Annotated in this window: 17 protein-coding genes; 9 read left to right on the top strand and 8 right to left on the bottom strand. The window is 40.6% G+C overall.

Translation table 11 applies throughout. The features are described 5' to 3' along the window. Positions 1–574, bottom strand: a 574-nt coding sequence (locus tag QZ488_RS12930; protein ID WP_293749317.1) for an enoyl-CoA hydratase-related protein, incomplete at its 3' end; no start/stop codon positions are given. Positions 575–814: 240 nt separating this feature from the next. Here QZ488_RS12930 and QZ488_RS12935 point away from each other — a divergent pair. From QZ488_RS12935 to QZ488_RS12945, 3 genes are read left to right on the top strand one after another with little or no spacing between them, the layout of a single operon-like run. Continuing rightward, positions 815–1,726 (top strand): haloalkane dehalogenase, encoded by a 912-nt coding sequence (locus QZ488_RS12935; protein ID WP_293749319.1) that lies wholly within the window; start codon positions 815–817, stop codon positions 1,724–1,726. A gap of 32 nt (positions 1,727–1,758) precedes the next feature. Then, on the top strand, positions 1,759–2,517 hold the full coding sequence (locus QZ488_RS12940; RefSeq protein ID WP_293749321.1) for an SDR family oxidoreductase: 759 nt from the start codon (positions 1,759–1,761) through the stop codon (positions 2,515–2,517). Between the two features lie 55 nt (positions 2,518–2,572). Beyond that, on the top strand, positions 2,573–4,222 hold the full coding sequence (locus tag QZ488_RS12945; protein ID WP_293749323.1) for a long-chain-fatty-acid--CoA ligase: 1,650 nt from the start codon (positions 2,573–2,575) through the stop codon (positions 4,220–4,222). Positions 4,223–4,334: 112 nt separating this feature from the next. On the opposite strand, the gene QZ488_RS12950 is transcribed toward QZ488_RS12945, so the two are convergent. Then, positions 4,335–5,177 carry a hypothetical protein gene (locus QZ488_RS12950; protein ID WP_293749325.1) on the bottom strand — a complete coding sequence of 281 codons (843 nt, stop codon included), beginning with the start codon at positions 5,175–5,177 and terminating at the stop codon, positions 4,335–4,337. A 271-nt stretch (positions 5,178–5,448) separates the two neighbouring features. On the opposite strand from QZ488_RS12950, the gene QZ488_RS12955 reads away from it, so the two are divergent. The 4 genes from QZ488_RS12955 (at position 5,449) to QZ488_RS12970 (ending at position 12,415) form a co-directional block, all read left to right on the top strand. Beyond that, positions 5,449–8,025, top strand: a complete 2,577-nt coding sequence (locus QZ488_RS12955; RefSeq protein WP_293749327.1) for a M1 family metallopeptidase — start codon at positions 5,449–5,451, stop codon at positions 8,023–8,025. Positions 8,026–8,232: 207 nt separating this feature from the next. After that, complete coding sequence (locus tag QZ488_RS12960; RefSeq protein WP_293749329.1) at positions 8,233–10,449, top strand: TonB-dependent receptor; 2,217 nt, start codon at positions 8,233–8,235, stop codon at positions 10,447–10,449. A gap of 536 nt (positions 10,450–10,985) precedes the next feature. Beyond that, entirely contained in the window at positions 10,986–11,678 is a 693-nt protein-coding gene (locus QZ488_RS12965; RefSeq protein ID WP_293749331.1) for an aspartate/glutamate racemase family protein, read from the top strand. A gap of 275 nt (positions 11,679–11,953) precedes the next feature. Beyond that, complete coding sequence (locus tag QZ488_RS12970) at positions 11,954–12,415, top strand: Hsp20 family protein (RefSeq protein ID WP_293749333.1); 462 nt, start codon at positions 11,954–11,956, stop codon at positions 12,413–12,415. An 84-nt stretch (positions 12,416–12,499) separates the two neighbouring features. Here QZ488_RS12970 and QZ488_RS12975 read toward each other — a convergent pair whose 3' ends face one another. The 5 genes from QZ488_RS12975 to QZ488_RS12995 all read right to left on the bottom strand — a co-directional run bounded on the left by QZ488_RS12975 (position 12,500) and on the right by QZ488_RS12995 (position 18,262). Continuing rightward, positions 12,500–12,889 carry an MAPEG family protein gene (locus QZ488_RS12975; RefSeq protein WP_293749335.1) on the bottom strand — a complete coding sequence of 130 codons (390 nt, stop codon included), beginning with the start codon at positions 12,887–12,889 and terminating at the stop codon, positions 12,500–12,502. 80 nt (positions 12,890–12,969) lie between these two features. Continuing rightward, positions 12,970–13,614: an adenylate kinase gene (gene adk, locus QZ488_RS12980; protein ID WP_293749337.1), complete on the bottom strand. Its 645-nt coding sequence runs from the start codon at positions 13,612–13,614 to the stop codon at positions 12,970–12,972. Positions 13,615–13,805: 191 nt separating this feature from the next. Then, positions 13,806–15,746 (bottom strand): molecular chaperone HtpG, encoded by a 1,941-nt coding sequence (gene htpG / locus QZ488_RS12985; RefSeq protein WP_293749339.1) that lies wholly within the window; start codon positions 15,744–15,746, stop codon positions 13,806–13,808. A gap of 194 nt (positions 15,747–15,940) precedes the next feature. Beyond that, the gene (locus QZ488_RS12990) at positions 15,941–17,911 is read right to left on the bottom strand and encodes a DNA topoisomerase III (protein WP_293749341.1); all 1,971 of its coding nucleotides are present in this window, start codon (positions 17,909–17,911) and stop codon (positions 15,941–15,943) included. 93 nt (positions 17,912–18,004) lie between these two features. Beyond that, positions 18,005–18,262 carry a DUF3081 domain-containing protein gene (locus QZ488_RS12995; protein ID WP_293749343.1) on the bottom strand — a complete coding sequence of 86 codons (258 nt, stop codon included), beginning with the start codon at positions 18,260–18,262 and terminating at the stop codon, positions 18,005–18,007. A 321-nt stretch (positions 18,263–18,583) separates the two neighbouring features. Between QZ488_RS12995 and QZ488_RS13000 the strand changes: the two genes are divergently transcribed. Both QZ488_RS13000 and QZ488_RS13005 read left to right on the top strand, forming a co-directional pair. Further along, the gene (locus QZ488_RS13000; protein WP_293749345.1) at positions 18,584–19,156 is read left to right on the top strand and encodes a TetR/AcrR family transcriptional regulator; all 573 of its coding nucleotides are present in this window, start codon (positions 18,584–18,586) and stop codon (positions 19,154–19,156) included. Further along, on the top strand, positions 19,149–19,961 hold the full coding sequence (locus tag QZ488_RS13005; RefSeq protein WP_293749347.1) for an alpha/beta hydrolase: 813 nt from the start codon (positions 19,149–19,151) through the stop codon (positions 19,959–19,961). Before QZ488_RS13000 ends, QZ488_RS13005 begins: the two co-directional genes overlap by 8 nt. Positions 19,962–20,014: 53 nt before the next feature. On the opposite strand, the gene recR is transcribed toward QZ488_RS13005, so the two are convergent. Then, positions 20,015–20,617, bottom strand: coding sequence for a recombination mediator RecR (recR, locus tag QZ488_RS13010; protein WP_293749349.1), 603 nt, complete (start codon positions 20,615–20,617; stop codon positions 20,015–20,017). Between the last annotated feature and the right edge of the window lie 36 nt (positions 20,618–20,653).

A 20,653-nucleotide genomic window follows, 5' to 3' on the forward strand; every position in this document is an offset into this window, starting at 1 on the left:
GCGCACTGCTAAGCAACGTTTCAGGGCTATCAACGATAACGTCAAACACACCAGGTAACTTCTTAGCCGCAACAGGTCGGCCAGAAACAATCATGTCTAGTGCTTGTTGCACACCGGCTAATCTAGGTAAACGCTGGGTGCCACCCGCTCCAGGTAAAATACCTAGGTTCACTTCTGGCAAGCCCACTTTATTCGATGCAAATGTGACACGATAATGACAAGACAAAGCGACTTCTAAACCACCACCAAATGCAGGTCCGTTTAAAACCGCGACAACTGGCTTAGGTGCGTTTTCAATAACATCTAATACTGCAGGTAAGTTAGGCTCTAGGTCACCGCCAGAGAACTCGCTAATATCAGCTCCGCCAGAGAACAAGTTTTGTTTTGACGAAATAACGATCACTTCGACCGAGTCGTCAGCAAATGCCGTATTTAAGTGTTCGATAAGTCCGACACGCACTGATTTAGACAATGCATTAACCGGAGGATTTTGCATCCATAAAGCTGCAATTTTATTTGCAGACGGGGTTTCAATTAGTTCATAAACAACGGCTTGTGATTCAACTTGACTCATATAGACCTCTTACCAGCTTAATATTTATCAGCGGATACTAGGCTACCCTTCCCAATCATTCTAATTTATTGGTTTTATACTACAGAATAAACAAGGTTTATTGGTGTCGGCACTTTTAACTCTGAGTCTATTCACTAAATGGATAATTCTGCATTAGTCTGAGCAAGTTGACTTTTCATGGCACTTTTGATGTTCTACCCCACAATTATTTTACAAAAAAATTACATTGAGAGACGAGCTTTGCAGTATTTAACCACCCCTGAACACTGTTTTGAACAAATAACAGACTTTCATTACTCTCCTCATTTTTTGCAAGTAGATGATAATGAAGGCGGTTCGCTAAAACTTCATTATGTAGATGAAGGCCCAAAAGAGGCCAATGTTGTAATAATGCTGCATGGTGAACCAAGTTGGTCATTCTTATATCGTAAGATGATAGACCCAGTTGTCGCAGCGGGTTATAGAGTCATCGCACCTGATTTAATTGGCTTTGGTAAATCCGACAAACCTACTGAGCGCAGTGATTATACCTTTCAACGACATCTTGATTGGGTACGCCAAGTAATTATCCAATTAGATCTAAAGGACATTACCTTAGTTTGCCAAGATTGGGGCGGGTTATTGGGCTTACGATTAGTTGCTGAGCATGCGGATTTATTTGCACGGGTTTTAGCCGCCAATACGATGTTGCCTACTGGTGATCATGCTGCCAGTGAAGCGTTCTTAAAGTGGCAAACCTTTTCTCAAGAAGTAGAAGTATTCCATGTAGCTGGCATTATTAAAGGTGCCACCGTTACGCCTCTGAGCCCAGAAGTGTTGGCCGCTTATGATGCACCTTTTCCTGATGAAACCTACAAAGCAGGGGTAAGACAGTTTCCACTGCTTGTGCCAACAACACCAGATAATCCAGCCAGCCAAGCAAATAGGTTAGCTTGGCAATCACTGCAACAATTTAATAAACCATTTATCACCGCATTTAGCGATTCAGATCCGGTTACAGCAGGTGGTGACAAGATTATGCACAAACTGATACCTGGCTGCCAAGGTCAGGCGCATACCACTATTCAACAAGGCGGGCATTTTTTACAAGAAGATCAAGGCGAACAACTCGCCGAAGTTTTATTAACCTTTATAAATGCCAACCCACTTTAAATTTTTAGTTATACAAGAACAGGAACAATTTGATGGATGAGTTATTAGATTTTACCGGAAAAGTAGCCTTAATTACCGGTGCGGGAGGCGGTTTTGGTCGTTTGTTAGCACAAGGACTGGCCAAGCGCGGATGTAAATTGGTGATTAGTGATATCAATCAACAAAACTTGGATGAGACCCTTTCCTCGTTACCAGACCAAAACAGCGCAATTTCAATGTTATGTGATGTGTCCAAAGAACAAGACTGCAAAAACATGGTAGACAGCGCTCTAGAAAAATTTGGTCGTGTAGACATTGGAGTCAACAATGCGGGCATTGCTCACGAAATGACTCCCCTGCATAAATTGACTGAAGACACTATGCACAGCCAATTTAATGTCAACGTCAACGGCGTACTGTTTGGTATGAAATACCAAATTGAGGCCATGTTAAAACAAGGCGAAGGCCATGTTCTGAACATTAGTTCTTTAGCGGGTTTAGGTGGTGCACCAAAAGGTGGAGCCTATGCAGCAGCTAAACACGCAGTAGTAGGTTTAACCAGAACAGCCGCTGTGGAATATGCTAGAAAAGGCGTGCGCTGCAATGCGATTTGCCCTTTTTACAGCCCAACCGCTATTTTAGGTGAGTTTGCTTCAGAAGAAGGTCAAGCACAATTGGCTCGCGGTACACCTATGAAACGTCTATCCAAGCCACAAGAAGTGGTGAATGCCATGTTATTGATTTTGTCTCCGGGTAATTCATATATGACCGGACAAACCATCGCCCTTGATGGCGGCGTAACGGCTTGGTAAAAATAAATCACATAGAATAAAGAACAAAAGACACAGTTAATTTAAAGGAAAGAATATGCAAGCTTTGATGATGAACTCTCAATTGATGATTTCTTCAATACTACGACATGCAGACAAGAATTTTCCAGATACGGAAATTGTTTCAGTCACAGCTGATAACCCAAGACATAGACATACCTACAAAGATTTTGCTAACCGTAGCCGTCAGCTAGCAAACGCTTTAGCCGAACTTGGTGCTAAATTTGGTGATCGCATTGGCACCTTAGCGTGGAACGATTATCGCCATCTTGAACTGTATTATGGGGTGTCGGGAAGTGGCATGGTATGTCATACCATCAACCCTAAATTATTCCCCGAGCAAGTGAATTACATTATCAATCACGCTGAAGACAGATTTATCTTTGTGGATTTGTTGGTTGTGCCTTTATTAGAAGCCTTAAAAGATCATCTACCCAAAGTAGAGGGTTATATCATCTTAACCGATGAAGCCCACATGCCAGAAACATCCTTACCTAATGTAATGTGTTACGAAACGCTTTTAAGCAAACAATCCACTTCATTTGAGTGGCCTGAATTTGATGAAAATACCGCAAGCGCCATGTGTTACACATCTGGTACAACAGGTAATCCTAAAGGGGTGGTGTATAGCCACAGGTCAACCCTTCTGCATGCATTTGGCGGCAGTATGCCTGATGTGGTCGCCGCGTCTTACAAAGAGACAACATTGCCAATCGTACCTATGTTTCATGTTAATGCTTGGGGTGCGCCCTATGCCTCTTTGATGGTAGGCACAAAAATGGTAATGCCTGGTCCAAAAATGGCAGACGGAGAAGCGCTACAAAATTTAATTGAAAGCGAAAAAGTCACATTTAGTTCTGGCGTACCTACTATTTGGCTTGGTTTATTAGACTACTTAGATAAAACAGGTAAGACCATCCCTACTCTTAACCGTGTAAGTGTTGGTGGTGCTGCATGCCCAAGAACGATAATCGAGCGCTTTAAACAGCAACATAACGTTGAAGTGGTCCAAGGTTGGGGCATGACAGAAACCAGCCCTCTTGGTACGATTTTTTGCAAAAAATCCGGCATGGAAGATTTATCTGAAGAAGAATTAATAGATTTACAATGTCTGCAAGGCCGAGGCGTATTTGGCATTGAAATGCGCATTGTAGATGAAAACAATCAGGAATTACCTTGGGATGGCGTGGCCTTTGGTGCGCTTAAAGTTCGTGGACCTTGGGTTTCCAGTGGTTATTATGGTTTGTCTCAAGTGCCTGGCTCAGAAGGGTGTCCTGTGGATGAACTTGGCTGGTTTGATACGGGCGATGTCGCCACGATTAACCCACAAGGTTTTATGCAAATTACCGATCGCACCAAAGATGTGATTAAAACCGGTGGTGAGTGGGTCAGCTCGATAGAAATTGAAAATGCCGCGGTGAGTCACCCAGATGTAGCAGAAGCAGCAGCTATAGGCCGCTATCATCCAAAATGGACAGAGCGACCGTTATTAGTAGTAGTTCGTCAGGCTGGTACAGATGTATCAACCGAACAAATGTTAGAGTTTTTACAAAACAAACTACACAAGATATCTATGCCAGATGATGTGGTGTTTGTCGAAGAATTGCCGCATACGGCGACAGGCAAACTGAATAAACTGGCTTTGAGAAAAACCTTAGAGGATTATCAGTTCCCTACAAAAGCTTAATCTAGTTCAAACCTAGGCGTATTGCAGCGCCTAGGTTTGTATACTTTGCTAGACCATCAATAACACTCTTCAAATTGTACTTTTCAAGGGAATTTCTAAGCACGAGTATTAATTAATTTTGCGCAAATTCTTTAAAAAATGCAGTTTCATCATTCAGTGTTTCAAAACCAAATATCCAAGATGCTTCCGCTACGTCAGAAAAATCTATCCCGCCATCAGCGATAGCTGGATTATTGTAACGTTTATCCTCACCGTTATATTTATTGGCGATGACAATAGCGAGCTCCCAAATAGAAACCAGTCGAGGCTCTTTAATATAGGTGCGCCAATCTGGCATTTGATGTGACTTAAACCCAGGTGTACCATTATTTTTGCCGTTACCATCAGGAATTTTATGATAACCCGAATTTTGTTTGGTATAAGCCAAGTCTACTGGGTTGGTTGAGCCTTCATTCCAATCACTATGTTGTACTACCTGTATCCTTGTTTTTGTATCGACTTGAGGATGTTGCTGTTTTATCGCTCTAATAACATCTGCGGTAAAGTTTGACTGCCCAGCTTCGGCAATCCAGATAGTACCTGACTGCTCTAACGTTTCTGCGACTTTACTGATAACAAATTTAAGCGCCTCATCGTAGTCTGTATGCGCGTTAACCCATCTTTGGCCAAAGGACAAATCAAACAGTTTAGGAGCAGGTACATATAATCCCTCTTGATCACCGTAAGCACCTGCAACAGCATAAAAGTTTACCTTCTGAAATCTTTTATCGGCAAGCATGGTCGCAGTTGCGGCAATTGAGTGGATGTCGTCAACGTCGGTTTTACTGTCGAATTGAGCAAGTAATAGGTCTTTCTGTATATTAAATTTTCCTAATTTGTCATTCTCTTTAGCATCGAGTGTGGAAGTCAAAAATAATAAAATAAGTGTTAAGAATAGTAGTTTGTGCTGCGGCATGTTTAACCCCGTAATTATGTATGCTGTGTTTTTAAATGCAAAAATCAGCATATGCTGCCTAAAGCGTCCGATCAATAAATTAGACTAACATCCAAAAAAACGTAAATGGAAAAGGAAAACCTTCAGCTAACTTTATCTAATATTCTCTCCTCATAAATAATGTTCTGTACACATTTGTTAACCATTTCATTGTTGCTTTTTTCAGAAATCTATTTAGGGTGCGTGCATTAAAATTACTGCACTCACTATAAAAATATTTCAGGGAAACATTATGCAGCTTAAACATTTATGTTCATGGCTTTTGCTCAGTATGACAATTTCAGTCAACAGCTATGCCAAAGAAACAGCCTACCGATTATCCACATTTATTAAACCTAGCTTTCAACAGATATCGCTAAAAGTTGATCCAGATAGCCCAACATTCAGTGGCCAAACAAGTATCAATATAGATGTTACAAAAACCACAAACATCATTGGGTTTTACCAAAAAGGTCTGAATATTCAACAAGCTTATTTAACCAATGGGGATAGCCGTATTCCGCTTACTGTTAGCTCTCATGATTACGAAATACAGCATGCTAAAGCCAGCGGCAATATTGCAGCCAATCGTTATACCTTACACATAGTATTTGATGGGAAATTCAATACGTCTTCAGACGGCATGTATTTGTCAAAGTTTGAAGGGCTTAACTATGTGTTTACCCAATTTGAAGATATGTACGCTCGTCGTGCTTTTCCTAGTTTTGATGAGCCAGGGTTTAAAATCCCTTATCAATTGACCATTACGTCCCCGGAAAAACACACTGTTTTATCTAATACCTTAGTTAAAAAACGCAGCGTTAAAAACGGTTGGCAAACAGTAGAGTTTAATAAGACAAAACCTATGCCTACTTATTTAGTCGCCTTAGCGGTGGGAGAATTGGACTCTTATGACATTCCTAATTTAAGTGTGCCAGGAAAAATATACACGCCTAAAGGCCAAGCACACAGAACAAAATTTGCTGCCAAACACACAGCGGGAATATTACAAAACCTAGAAAACTATTTTGGCTCTTCTTATCCTTACGAAAAACTTGATTTTGTCGCTGTGGCGAATTTCACATTTGGCGCTATGGAAAACGTTGGCCTTGTGACCTATCGTAGTAGTTTGTTGTTACTTGAAGACGAACCTCGCTTAGCCGAACAAAGCAGCACATTAAACGTGATTGCCCATGAATTAGCCCATATGTGGTATGGAAATTTAGTCACTATGGCTTGGTGGGATGACTTATGGCTAAACGAAGCTTTCGCTTCATGGATGGCCAGTAAAGTGATGATGGACTTGTACCCCGAACAAAATTTTAAAGGCCGGTTAGTCCAAGAAGGTGCCTTTGGTGCGGATGCCAGCCCAACAGTCAAACCGGTTAAAAAAGTGGTGAAGTCTCAAACTGATGTAATGGATGGCCTAGGTCTAAATTACAGTAAAGGCGAGTCCATCTTACAACTGATTGAATCCATGGTGGGTGTAGAGGCCTTTCAAAAAGGCGTTCAGACATATATGAAAAATAACGCATTTAGCAATGCTCAGGCCGACGATTTATGGAAGGTTTTGTCTACTGTAGCCGATTTTGATGTACCTGCCATGATGAAAACGTATTTAGAGCAACCTAGCTATCCGTTAGTAGAATTTGCTGCAAATGGTGAGGTTAGCCAATCCCGTTATCACCTGAAGGGTGCAGAAGTAGAAGAACAAACTTGGATTGTGCCACTTGCGATTAGTTATAAGAAAAACGGCAAAATATCTCGTTCTAATATGTTCTTAAGTTCAGCCAAAACAATGGCTAGTGAACTTGCCGAAGCTGATTGGATTTTCCCTAATGAAAACGCTATGGGTTACATGCGCTGGAAAGTATCAACCGAACAATTGTCTGCCCTCTTAGCCGATATATCGATTTTAAACGCACGAGAGAAAAAATCACTACTGTACAATACAGAAGCATTGTTCTCAGCGGGTGAAATTGAGCTAGGTGAAATGATGGCTGTGATGAATGTCTTAGTTGACGACGAGAATCCAATGATTGGTCGAGCTGTCGTTAGCACTATGAATGAATTCCTGTATTTAGTAAACAAAGAAAATGAAGTCATGTTTGGCCAGTTTGTAGCTAAAAAGCTTTCTCCTTGGTTTGAACGTTTAGGAGTGGATGATAAACCTACTGATTCAACAGATACAACACGTTTACGTGGTTCGGTTTACGGTTTGTTAAGCCGCTACGCCAATACTCCTCAAGTTGAAAAAGTCAGCTCTGAGTTAGCCAATAGATATTTAGCTGATCCCACTAGTGTTCCAAGAAGCATTGCCACTAGAGCATTGAAAAACATGTCGCGTTTTAGTGAGCAAGATTGGTTTACTAAATTAAAAGACTTTTACATCACTCATACAGATGCGAATATTCGTGGCACAGTCAGCCGTGCGATGATTTTCACTGATGAACAAGATATCGCAAAAACACTAGACTTTGCTTTGACAGATCATGTCAGTCCTGCCAATACAATTACTCAGGTGTATTACGCTATTAGAGGCTTAGATGATCAAACAATGTTTTATGCTTGGTTAGATAAAAACTTTGATGCATTGTCTAAAAAAATGCCGGCCTATCATATGGCTAGAATGCCTGAGTACTTTTCAACCTCTTGTGATGCAAGCAATATTCAGCTTGCCGAAAGTTTTTATGCAAATAAGAAAGCAAATTACGAGGGCATGGCGCGCAGTTATGATATAGCTAGCTACTCTGCCAAACAGTGCTTATTGTTAAAAGAAGCGAATCAAGCTGACTTTAACCACTACTTGAAAGTGGCTACCAACAAGTAACATTAGCTAAATACTTGTTACTTTAAAAATAAAAACCGACAATTTTGTCGGTTTTTTTTATCCATTAATATTTAAAACACCACCACCACCAATAGTAATTCTTATTAAGAATCATTTGCATTAAGATTTTTCTTTAATTATCATACCCCCATAAAATAAAATTCCATTTAATGTTTTATCCTTGACGGATCTATAGGTAGTTAATAAATGAAAAAGAGTATTCTTGCCTCCACTATTGCCCTTGCCATCTTTGCAAATAGTGCCATTGCACATTCCCCAAAAGCAGCAGACGAAACCGTCACTATTTACGGCAGCTCAACAGGTGCACAAGCAGCCACAGGCGCTGCACAATATATCGGTGAAGAACAACTGGCTAAGTTTGACTATAGCGATATTCAAAGAGTCATCCGTCAAATTCCAGGTGTGTCAGTACAAGTAGAAGACGGTTATGGCTTGCGCCCTAATATTAGTATTCGTGGTGTAGCGACAGAACGTAGCGGTAGAATAACCCTACTTGAAGATAATATTTTAATTGCTCCAGCACCCTACTCTGCACCTTCAGCCTATTATTTTCCTACTATGGGTCGAATGAGTGCAGTTGAAGTAGTCAAAGGTCCGGCCGCAATTACTCAAGGGCCTTACACTATAGGTGGGGCTTTGAATATGGTGTCTACACCTATTCCAGACACCCAAAGTGGACAAGTTACATTAGAAGCAGCGCAAGATGCTACCTATCGCTTACACGCAAACGTTGGCGATAAACTCGACAATGGCTTTGGTTATCTGGTTGAAGCACATCAATGGCAGTCTGACGGGTTTCAAGATATTGACCGTAGCGATACAAACACAGGATTAAATGTAACTGACTTAACCGCTAAGTTTGCCTATGCACCTAGTGATTCTGCTCACAGTGTTGAGTTAAAATTGCAAATGACGGATCAAGACTCTGAACAAAGTTATTTAGGCTTAACCGATAACGATTTTAGCCAGAACAGTACAAGACGTTACGGTTTGTCTGAACTTGATAACATCAGCACCGAACATAGCCAAGTTATTCTTCGTTATGGCTACAAAATTAGTGATGACTTTAATTTCACAGCAACAGCCTACAACAACCAACATGAACGTAATTGGTTTAAAACGGAAGGCATTGATGTGGACGGCAGTGATAACGCTCAAGATTTTTCTCGTAGTAGTTGGTCAAATGTCATATCCGCACTGAATAATAATGAAGGCCTCAACGGCCTCAGTGCTGAGCAACTCCAAGGTATTCTAGATGGCGATATTGATACTGCCCAAGGTAGTATCCAAATACGCTCTAATGCTCGTGAATATTTCTCTCGCGGTGTGCAATTTGGCCTTTACTGGGACAAAACAATTGGTGAGGTTAAACACCAATTGGAAGTAGGCTTAAGAGTGCACGAAGATGAAGAAGACCGTTTACAACGTAACAGCACCTATCAGCAAGTTAACGGGAAATTGCAACTCAATGACTTGGGTGAATTAGGTAATGCTGGAAATCGTGTACAAGAAGCACAAGCATTAGCACTACATATCTATGATCGAATCGAATTTGGCGACTGGGTATTAACGCCTGGTATACGCTTCGAAGATATTGAACAAAAACGTACACGTTTCAACGATGGTGAAGCCCGAACGTTTCGCGATGATCGCGAAAACGATACGCAGGTCATACTACCGGGTTTCGGTGCCCTATATAAAATTGACGAAAATTTCACTTTAGTAGCCGGTGCGCATAAAGGATTTACTGCCCCTAGCAACTCATCTGGGGTAAGAGAAGAAGAAGCAATTAACTACGAATTTGGTTTTCGTTTTGCCAATAACACATTTAATGCCGAAGCCATTTATTTCTTAAGCGACTATGACAATTTATTAGGTGAGTGTACCGCTTCTTCAGGCAGTGATTGTGAAATTGGTGACGCCTTTAATGGTGACGCGGCAACAGTACAAGGTATTGAATTTGTTCTAAAAACAGAACTGACTGAATTTAATGGTATCAGCGTTCCCTTTAATATCACTTATACCTATATTGACAGTGAATTTGATACAGACATCGCCGACACTGCTTTTTTTGGTGATGTGAGCGCGGGTGATTCAATCCCTTATATTCCAGAAAACCAAGGGCAAATATCACTAGGCTTAGAAGGTAATAATTGGTCTGCTTACGTCAATGGTGTGTATGTTGACGCAGTATGCGTAAAAGCGTCTTGCGCAGCGTTTGAGCAAACCGATGGTAGCTTTACTGTGGATATAAGTGGTAATTACCAAGTATCCGATGCGCTAAAACTATTCGCTCGCATCGAAAACTTAACTGACGAACAAGATATTGTAAGCAGACAGCCTTATGGTGCTCGCCCTAACAAAACCCGCACCTTTTCGGTTGGTGCACAATATAGTTTTTAGCGGGCGCTGCCTGAGCTGCGAACGTAAAACAAGATATGGATAAATACAAAACCCAGCAAATGCTGGGTTTTTCGTTTTCCTAAGTCCGTTTAAAATATTGACAAGATAACCCGCTGCTAAAATAGACAGACAAAGAGCTGTCTATTGCCGATCTATCAGCGCCTTTTGATATCAGCCAATCTGCTGTGACTAAACACATAAAAGAGCTTTAGAAAGGCGACTTTTATCAACACTGTAATTGCAAATAGGCAGTTTTTTAAGCCGATAGTTTAAAAAGTTACTTAGAAATAGGAGAAGGACAACTTCACCCAAGATATCCAAATATATAGGTAAACTGCGTGTAAAAGGAATGCCACACAAATATATGAAAAGCTTATTACTCACTGAAATTAAAACATTATTGTGATCTTTTATATTTGTTCAAAAGTAAAAGTAGGTAGTTCTCATGTGTGTTTATGCTCGCTTTCTTGCGGGCTTTTTTTTGTCTTTTCAGTATGATATTGATAAAACTTGGCTAAATAACTTGGAACACATATATGCAAACAATTGGCCTAATAGGTGGCATGAGTTGGGAGTCTACAGCGAGTTATTATCAGTTAATCAACCAAAGTATTAAACAACAGTTAGGTGGATTGCATTCTGCAAAACTTGTTTTGGTCAGTGTCGACTTCGCAGAAATAGAAGCTTTGCAACATCAAGGTAATTGGCAAAAAACCGCGGATATTTTATCCACTGCAGCTAAGTCACTTGAAGCGGCAGGTGCTGATTTTTTTCTAATCTGCACCAACACTATGCATAAAGTGGCATCACAAGTGTCTGACGCTGTGAAGATTCCTTTACTGCATATTGCTGATGCGACTGGTGCACAACTTGTATCCGATAACTTAAACACTATAGGGCTGCTCGGTACTAAGTTCACTATGCAACAGGGCTTCTATAAAGACAGGTTAACCGATAAATTTTCAATTAACGTGTTGGTTCCCACTGACGATGAGCAAGAGATTATCCACAGTGTTATATACCAAGAGTTATGTTTAGGCATAGTAGACGATTCATCTCGCGAACAGTATGTGGAAATAATCCAAAATTTGACCCAACGAGGCGCACAAGGGATCATTTTAGGCTGTACAGAGATAGGTTTATTGGTGGAGAAAAGTCATACAAAAAGCACACTTTATGACACTACTGTTATCCATGCACTGGCTGCAGTTGAAAAAGCATTAAAATAAATAAAGACTTATTTTCTATATAATTCAATAAGTTAGACAATTAAATAAAATTAATTTAGACCTTGTCATTGAAAAGCACTATGTAATCTACATATATATCCTGTCGACGCCGAAAGGGTTGACACAGAAACACAGGACTTGTTTCTGACGTGTTAACTAACATTAGATAACACATCCCATACTGGGTTTGGTGATAGGAAATCTATACCAAAAACGTCGCCGAATATTCGGGACACATTAAATTTTATATTGCTTAATTTACGAGGATATACACAATGCGTAACATCGATCTATCTCCACTTTACCGTTCTTTCATTGGTTTTGACCACTTGGCATCAATGATGGACACTGCATCAAGAAACGAAAAACAATCTTCTTACCCTCCCTACAATATTGAATTGTTAGCCGAGGATAAATACCGAATTACTATGGCTATTGCTGGATTTGCTAAAGATGAAGTTAGCATAGAAGTGCAAGAAAACACCTTACAGGTGATTGGCACTAAAGCAGCAAAAGACAGCAAAGAAGCTTCCACTAAGGAAGAGCGTAAATTTCTACACAAAGGCATATCAGAGCGCAGCTTTGAACGTAAATTCCAACTAGGAGACCACGTTAAAGTACTAGCAGCTGACTTAGAAAATGGTTTATTACATGTTGATTTAGAACGTGTGGTGCCAGAGTCGAAAAAGCCAAGAAAAATAGAGATAGGTAGTAAGCTCATTGAAAATAACGAATAAGCTTTAAACAACTCTCCCTGTTTTATGTGTAAACAAAAACGGCGCCTAGTGAGCGCCGTTTTTTACATTTAGTAATCGAATAATTTAGCGGTATAAAACTAAAATATTCATCACTGACAAGGTTAGCAATGAGGCAAATGTCAGCAACATGCCAGATATCCTCTGCCAACTCGAACCCGAATGACGTCTTAAACCAAAGGCATGAAGAAAACGGCCAGATAACAACGCTGTACCCGCCAGATGTAAAATAATAGAATTACTTAGGTTTACTTCGGCAACAAAAAGCAAGATGAGCACAATAGGTGTATATTCGCTAAAATTTCCATGGGCACGGATTACCTGTTGGAAGTGATGGTCGCCTCCATCACCAAGGGATATCTTTTTACTAAACCGGCCTTTAACAACCAGAACAGAAAAATAGAAAAATAAAATCCCCAACAATCCCGCATAAAAAGCTGTAATGGGTGTGTGCATACAATAACTCCAATAAATAAAAAAAATCCACAAAAAAGCCCACTATACGCGGGCTTCAATCAAACTAAAGTAAAGTTTAATTAACTCAACAATGTCTCTAACTGACTGCTGACAAGTTGAACAGCTTGGGTGCCATCCATCTTATGATATGCACAGTCACCTTTAGCAGCCAACTGAGTATAATAATTAACTAATGGTTTAGTTTGCTCATGATAAATACCAAGACGTTTACGTACAGTCTGTTCTTCATCGTCCGGGCGAATAGCTAAGTCATCACCTGTTTCATCATCTTTTCCTTCAACCTTCGGCGGATTATAGCGAAGATGATAAACTCTACCGGAACCAGGATGTACTCTGCGACCGCTCATACGTTCAACAATAACTTCGTCGCCCACATCAAATTCGATGACATGATCGATTTTTATTCCTGCGTCTTGCATTGCGTCAGCTTGTGGAATAGTGCGAGGAAAACCGTCGAGCAGAAAACCTTTTGCACAATCTGCTTGGCTTATACGCTCTTTCACCAAACCAATAATCAATTCGTCAGAAACGAGTTTACCTTCATCCATTACGCGTTTTGCAGCTATACCGAGCTCTGTGCCAGCTTTTATCGCTGCGCGTAACATGTCTCCAGTAGATATTTGTGGGATCCCGAACTTACCCATTAAAAATTGGGCTTGAGTCCCCTTACCTGCACCAGGAGCACCAAGAAGAATAATGCGCATGCTGTGTCCTCTGATTAATAATTTGCTTTAAAAAAGTAAAGCCGCAACTTTACACATTCAACTTTAAAGTTACAACAGTATTAAGGCTTTAAATATAAGACATAGGTCGTATTAAATAAACTTTTAAGCCGTTAAATCAAAAACGGGCATCTAAGCCCGTTTTTATTATCTTAGTGTAAGCCTTAATGGGCCTATTTGGCTAAGCTTACTAGTAGCTTGTTCAAGTTTTGCACAAAGCTAGCAGGGTCTTTCAAACTACCCTGTTCTGACAATGAAGCTTGGTCAAACAACACCCCAGTCCATTGAGAAAACTGCTCTTCATCTTGCACATCAGCCAATAACTTAACCAATTGATGTTCAGGATTCAGTTCAAAGTGATACTGCGCTTCAGGTACTGGTTGACCTGCAGCTTGCATCAACTTGATCATTTGAGTCGTCATACCCTGTTCATCAGCCACGATACACGCTGGGGAATCAGTTAATCGATGAGTGAATTTAACCTCTTTCACTTTGTCACCTAAGGCCGTTTTTACACGCTCAGCTAAACCTTCAACTTGTTTTTCTGCTTCTTCTAGGGCTTTTTTGCTCTCTTCGTCGTCTAAATCACCTAAATCCAATGCACCATGGGTAATAGATTGGAAAGACTTCTCATCAAAATCTGTTAGGTGAGACATTAGCCACTCATCAACGCGGTCAGCCATTAACAACACTTCGATGCCTTTCTTACGGAAGATTTCTAAATGTGGGCTAGATTTAGCCGCTTTATAGTTGTCTGCAGTGATGTAGTAAATTTTTTCTTGTTTTTCTTGCATGCGACTTATGTAGTCAGCAAGAGAAACCGTTTGCGCTTCAGAATCTGTATGAGTAGAAGAAAAACGCATCAAACCAGCCACTTTTTCTTTATTGGCTTGATCTTCAGCTGGACCTTCTTTTAATGCATTACCAAACTCAGCCCAAAATGCTTGATACTTTTCAGGATCATTCTTCGCAATTTTTTCAAGCATCTGTAACACACGTTTAGTGCAGCCTTGACGCATTGCTTGGGTGACTTTGTTGTCTTGCAAAATTTCACGAGACACATTCAGCGGCAAATCATTTGAGTCCAACAAACCTTTCACAAAGCGAAGGTAGGTAGGCAACATTTGTTCTGCGTCATCCATAATGAATACACGTTGAACATAAAGCTTAAGTCCGTGTTTGTGATCACGGTTCCACATATCAAACGGTGCTTTGCTTGGGATATATAACAAGCTGGTGTATTCCGTTTTACCTTCAACTTTATTATGCGACCACGTCATGGGATCACTAAAGTCGTGAGAAATGTGTTTATAGAATTCTTTGTATTCGTCTTCGCTGACGTCAGATTTATCACGAGTCCAAAGCGCAGTCGCTTTGTTCACTGCTTCCCAAAATGCTGGCACTGCAGCGATCTTCTCGCTCTCTTCACCATCAGGGCCTTTAGGACCGTCACGCTCAGGCTCTTCTTCTTTGAACATTTTCACAGGAATACTGATGTGGTCAGAGTATTTACTAACGATTGAACGTAAACGCCAATCATCTAAAAATTCTTTTTCATCATCTTTTAAATGTAAAGTAATTTCAGTGCCGCGTTCAGCTTTTTCGATATCGGCAATAGTAAACTCACCCTCTCCGGCTGACTGCCATTGCACGCCTTGTGCCTTGTCATCACCCGCAGCACGTGTGCGCACTGTGACGTTATCAGCAACGATGAATGCAGAATAAAAACCCACACCAAACTGACCAATAAGTTGCGAATCTTTAGCATCGTCACCAGACAATTTACCAAAGAATTCTTTGGTACCAGACTTAGCGATAGTACCAAGGTGTTCAATCACGTCGGTTTTATTCATACCAATACCGTTGTCGGCAATGGTAATAGTGCCAGCTTCTTTATCGATACTAAGCTTAACGTGTAGATCCCCGTCGCCTTCATACAAGCTGTCATTAGACAGGGCTTTAAAGCGCAATTTATCTGCAGCATCAGCCGCATTAGAGACTAATTCACGTAAGAAAATTTCTTTGTTCGAGTAAAGCGAATGGATCATCAGTTGAAGTAATTGTTTTACTTCGGTTTGAAATCCATGAGTTTCTTGATGGGCTGCTTCAGCCATAGCCAAGTGTCTCCTAAGTTGTGGTTACTAAAATGATGAATAGGAGATGAGGTTGGTTAGTTTGTTTTCAAGGACAATTCACTAATTTGTTTCTATTAAACTGATAAACAGACTCCAGTAATTGAATTCCAGCACACTCACTTAGGCAACGAATGGAGCTTAGCAATTTCTTATAACACCTATCCACCTGATGTTTAGCTAGTTTGCTGTTTAAGCGAAAACTTTCTTTTTGAGTTACCTTTTCGCTTTTTTGCAAAACTTTTTTTGCCTAAACCAGACAATCCCTGAGGCAACACACTTAGACTTTGCGTAACCAAATCTTTAAGTTGTGCTTCGAGTGGCCCCATCAATTTTTTGTACAGACTTCTGCCTTCACTGATAGCAGATAGCTCAGCTTCCCAGCGAGCTGTCATATCTGGATAGGTAGCGACATCTGGTAATGCTTCAACTAACCCCCGGCCTGTCACTGTGGACGTAATCGTTTTACCTGAGCGAGACAAAAACCCTCTAGAAAAGAGTAACTCGATAATCCCAGCTCGGGTGGCTTCAGTACCTAAACCATCAGTTTCACGCAGAATTTTGCGTAGCTGTGGATCGTTCACATGGCTACTTATACCTGTCATAGCAGCTAATAAAGTAGCGTCTGTATAAGCTTTGGGTGGCGAGGTGTTTTTTTCTAATACTTCAGCTTGTAAGGATTTAAGCATTTGCCCATTTTCTAAGCTAGGTAACATTTGCTGCACTTCACTGTTGTTATATTGATTGTTGTTATCTTGATTACTATTTTTTACTGGGCGCACAAAAATGCACTTCCAACCTTGTGCAATTAACTCTTTTGCTACTGCGACAAATAAACCAGAAGCAATTTCGACGTCAACCCTTACAGCATATAATTCATGCTGTGCTAAAAATTGCGCCACATAATTTCTGCATATCAAGCCATACACTTTGGCATCGTTACCAGACAAATTATTGCTGACTTTTTGGGTGGGAATGATGCCATGATGAGCATCCACTTTTTTATCGTTCCACGCTTTTGATTTGCGGCTAAAATCAATCTGAGTTTGACTTAACAATTTCCCCTGCTGGCCCAAATGTTGGCTATTAGCCATCACAGCGGCATGTACCTCTTTGGCCTGCACAAAGTGACTCATAGGTAAATATCGGCAATCTGAACGAGGGTAAGTGATTAATTTATGACGCTCATACAAACCTTGGCAGATATCCAGCACTTGTTGGGCACTCATGCCAAACGCTTTACTGGCATCTATTTGCAAAGATGACAAATTATAAGGTAATGGAGGGGCTTGTTTCTTGTGTTCACGTTTTAGGTTTTTGACTTGTGCTGGTTGCCCACTGACGCGCTTAACGACATTTTGCGCCAACGCCTGTGACAAATTACGCCCCTGCTCGTCTAAAAACTTTGCACACTGTTCGCTGGGTTGCCACTTTGCTTTAAAACCTTGCCCTTGGTCTGTTTCTAAACTCGCCCATACTTCATAAAAAGCCTTACTCACAAAATCAGCAATGGCTTTATCACGGCGAACAACCAAGCCCAACAAGGGTGTTTGCACACGCCCTACCGACAACACCCCGTTATACCCTGCTTTTTGACCTTGCAAAGTATAAGCGCGAGTTAAGTTGATCCCATACAACCAATCAGCGCGAGAGCGAGCCAAAGCAGAAGTGGATAATGGAATAAACTCTCGGTTACTACGTAAATTGTTCAGTGATTGTTTCACCGCAGAAGGGTTTAAATCACTGATTAAACAGCGTTGAATAGTGCTTTTCTTAGTCCCTGTGACACCAAAAAAGTTAATCACTTCATCTACCAACAATTGACCTTCACGGTCGGGATCGCCGGCATGCACCAACTGATCAGCTTGTTTAACTAACTTACGCAGCACCCCTAATTGTTTAGCTGTTTGTTTTTTAACCCCGAGTTGCCACTGCTGGGGAATAATCGGCAAATGTTCATGACTCCACTTTTTAAAAGCAGGATCGTAAGCCTCTGGTTGTTGTTGTTCGAGTAAATGCCCGATGCACCAGCTCACAGTATCGCCATTGGCCGCACTAATATAACCATCGCCCTTTTTATGTGGCTTGGGTAAGACCTCGGCGATAGCACGACCTAAACTAGGTTTTTCGGCAATAAAAAGGCGCATTAAAAATCATCTTCATGTTTTTTTACACAGTAGTTTATTTTAGTAGTTTCAGCAAGAGTTATGGATGCAGCATAAGCCTTTCAGCTGTTTACTTTAATAGTTTTGCTCTATCGCAGACATTTTTTTAATAAACTGTTCGAAGTGTTCTTCTTTTGCATATTCAAAATCATATTGGTTGTGAAAACCAAAACGTAACTTCACTAAGGCGTCTTCAATGAACAGAGTGTAACCGTCGAAGTCGGTAAATGCCTCTACCCCGCCTAAAACGTAGTTCTCTTGTTGTTTTTCGCCATGTTGACGCATTTTCTCAAATACTGATAACACAAACTTACTGTCTATTTCATTCTTCATATTTTATCTCTGTGACTGCATTTGATAAGACAATAAGCATTATCCTAATCTCTAGAGTAATGCCTAAGTTCATGGCGATCAATATCGCCACTCTTGAAAATAAACAATAGTCATCAAACCATTACTCTAATGGTTTGTAGAAAAAAATCATGTCAAAAAATAATGAACGGCAATGTTCTACAGGCAGGAAACGCAACCGATAAAATCAAATTAATTCGCCACACTCCACTTCTCAAAGGAATAAATTCACTTGCAATCACAACCTACCATACGTAAGGTAGGTGAATTGATTTTCAGTGAATAACACAAGTAAATACCTTTATGACCAAACAATTACTCATTAACGAAGCATTAGACATTGTACAAAAAGAGGCGTTCAGTGCTTTATCTTTTCAGATGTTAGCCGACCGAGTAGGCATAAAAAAGGCCAGTGTTTATTATCACTTTTCCTCTAAAGAAAAATTAGCTCTTGGGGTAATTGAAGATGCCAATACTAAACTAGGAAAGTATTTTACGAGCATTGCTCTGCAGAAGCCTGATAAACAATTAGGCAGTTATATAAAATTGTTTTCTGTACACATTTCGTCATTACAAAATTTATGCCCAGGTGTGAGTTTTATTACTTCTTGGCCTGCCCAAACTGATGCGGTCAAGGAAGCAATTAAAGCCTTATATCAAACCCACATCGAGTTTATAACGTCTGTCATTCAAAAGGGTTATGACCAATCAATCTTCTTGCAAAATCAAACACCTGCTAGAGATGTAGCGGTAACTGTTTTTGCCATGTTACAAGGCGCGTTGCTGACTGCTAGGGTCAATGGTGATCAATTGGTCTTTGATAGCTGTGAAAAATCAATCAATAACTTATTACAAGTGGACAATGCTCATGAATAAATTAGGTTTCACTTTATTGCATTTTTATATGCGCACGCTAAGTGTTGTTGCTCCTCAAAAAGCTGCAAAGAAAGCGTTGGACATGTTCTTTATGCCTAAAAAACACCCAAGTAAAACATGGGAAACTGATGCGCTAAAATCGGCCAAGAGCATTACCTTAGAAGGAGGTATTAATTGTTTAGTCTGGGGCGAAGGCAAACCAATTCTACTGATGCATGGCTGGGAAGGTCGAGCCAGTCAAATGGCGGTGTTTCTTCCCTATTTGTCTAGTCAATATCAATTAATCGCGTTAAATGCACCAGCTCACGGTTTGAGTGATGGCATACGCAGCCACCCTCATAAATTCGTTAAGGCAATTTTTGCCGCCCAACAACACTTTGGTGATTTTCACGCTATTGTTGGACATTCGATGGGCGGCGGCACAGCCGTTTATGCTACACTGGCAAACTTAAATGTGAATAAAGTCATATCCATTGCTGGCCCAAGTGATTTTGAAAACTTAGTGAGGGCATTTGCTTTGTTTATTGACTTACGCGGAAATGCCCTAAATATGTTTCTGCAAAAAGCAGAGGAAGAAGTAGAATTACCGTTTTCAACGCTTAACTTGGCGTCTAGGGTGGCAAACCTTGATAAGCCTTTATTGGTGATCCACGACGAAGATGATCTTGAGGTGCCGTTTACTGGTGCGAGTCGATATAAACACACTATTGCACATGGGGAGTTTTATGCGACTAAAGGACTCGGACATCGAAAAATAATGCAGTCACCCGAAGTGTTGCAAAAAGTAGCGGATTTTATTGGTTAAAGCGATGTGTAGAAATTAACTCACTTAGCTGAACTAGGTTTGCAGTATTTCAGCTAAACTAAATTTCTACGCCCCGAAAACGCATGGGTTAAGGTGTTGCCATCAATAAACTCGAGTTCGCCACCAACAGGGACTCCGTGAGCTATACGACTAGCTTGAATATTTTGGGTCTTACACATTTGTGCGATGTAATGTGCAGTCGCTTCGCCCTCTACTGTTGGGTTTGTTGCCAAAATCACTTCTTTGATTTCGTCATTTTCAAATATTTGGGATAATTGCTCTAAACCAATATCTGCAGGACCAATTCCATCTATAGGTGACAAATGCCCCATCAACACAAAGTAACGACCCTTAAACTCTGAGGTTTGTTCAATTGCCAACATGTCTTGTGGCGATTCGACCACACATAATATTTGGTTTTCTTGACGCTTGGGATTGGCACAAATTTCACACAATTTATTTTCACAAAAAGTACGGCACTGCTCACAATGCTTTACGTGTTCCATTGCATTGTGTAATACATGACTTAACTGCAACGCCCCATGACGGTTGCGCTCTAAAAGATGAAACGCCATACGTTGAGCACTTTTAGGCCCAACACCTGGCAAGATCTTAAAGGCATCAATTAATTCTTTAATTAAGGGGCTAAATTGCATCCATCACCTACGTTTTTTATTACTTGTTCTTGTCGC

It is taken from the genome of uncultured Paraglaciecola sp. (assembly GCF_913020055.1).
Classification (GTDB): domain Bacteria; phylum Pseudomonadota; class Gammaproteobacteria; order Enterobacterales; family Alteromonadaceae; genus Paraglaciecola.

What these genes read in the sequence shown, in the direction of transcription:
- QZ488_RS12940 (WP_293749321.1), top strand. Translation starts at nt 1,759, where the DNA reads ATGGATGAGTTATTAGATTTTACCGGAAAAGTAGCCTTAATTACCGGT.
- QZ488_RS12945 (WP_293749323.1), top strand. Translation starts at nt 2,573, where the DNA reads ATGCAAGCTTTGATGATGAACTCTCAATTGATGATTTCTTCAATACTA.
- QZ488_RS12950 (WP_293749325.1), bottom strand. Translation starts at nt 5,177, where the DNA reads ATGCCGCAGCACAAACTACTATTCTTAACACTTATTTTATTATTTTTG.
- QZ488_RS12955 (WP_293749327.1), top strand. Translation starts at nt 5,449, where the DNA reads ATGCAGCTTAAACATTTATGTTCATGGCTTTTGCTCAGTATGACAATT.
- QZ488_RS12960 (WP_293749329.1), top strand. Translation starts at nt 8,233, where the DNA reads ATGAAAAAGAGTATTCTTGCCTCCACTATTGCCCTTGCCATCTTTGCA.
- QZ488_RS12965 (WP_293749331.1), top strand. Translation starts at nt 10,986, where the DNA reads ATGCAAACAATTGGCCTAATAGGTGGCATGAGTTGGGAGTCTACAGCG.
- QZ488_RS12970 (WP_293749333.1), top strand. Translation starts at nt 11,954, where the DNA reads ATGCGTAACATCGATCTATCTCCACTTTACCGTTCTTTCATTGGTTTT.
- QZ488_RS12975 (WP_293749335.1), bottom strand. Translation starts at nt 12,889, where the DNA reads ATGCACACACCCATTACAGCTTTTTATGCGGGATTGTTGGGGATTTTA.
- adk (WP_293749337.1), bottom strand. Translation starts at nt 13,614, where the DNA reads ATGCGCATTATTCTTCTTGGTGCTCCTGGTGCAGGTAAGGGGACTCAA.
- htpG (WP_293749339.1), bottom strand. Translation starts at nt 15,746, where the DNA reads ATGGCTGAAGCAGCCCATCAAGAAACTCATGGATTTCAAACCGAAGTA.
- QZ488_RS12990 (WP_293749341.1), bottom strand. Translation starts at nt 17,911, where the DNA reads ATGCGCCTTTTTATTGCCGAAAAACCTAGTTTAGGTCGTGCTATCGCC.
- QZ488_RS12995 (WP_293749343.1), bottom strand. Translation starts at nt 18,262, where the DNA reads ATGAAGAATGAAATAGACAGTAAGTTTGTGTTATCAGTATTTGAGAAA.
- QZ488_RS13000 (WP_293749345.1), top strand. Translation starts at nt 18,584, where the DNA reads ATGACCAAACAATTACTCATTAACGAAGCATTAGACATTGTACAAAAA.
- QZ488_RS13005 (WP_293749347.1), top strand. Translation starts at nt 19,149, where the DNA reads ATGAATAAATTAGGTTTCACTTTATTGCATTTTTATATGCGCACGCTA.
- recR (WP_293749349.1), bottom strand. Translation starts at nt 20,617, where the DNA reads ATGCAATTTAGCCCCTTAATTAAAGAATTAATTGATGCCTTTAAGATC.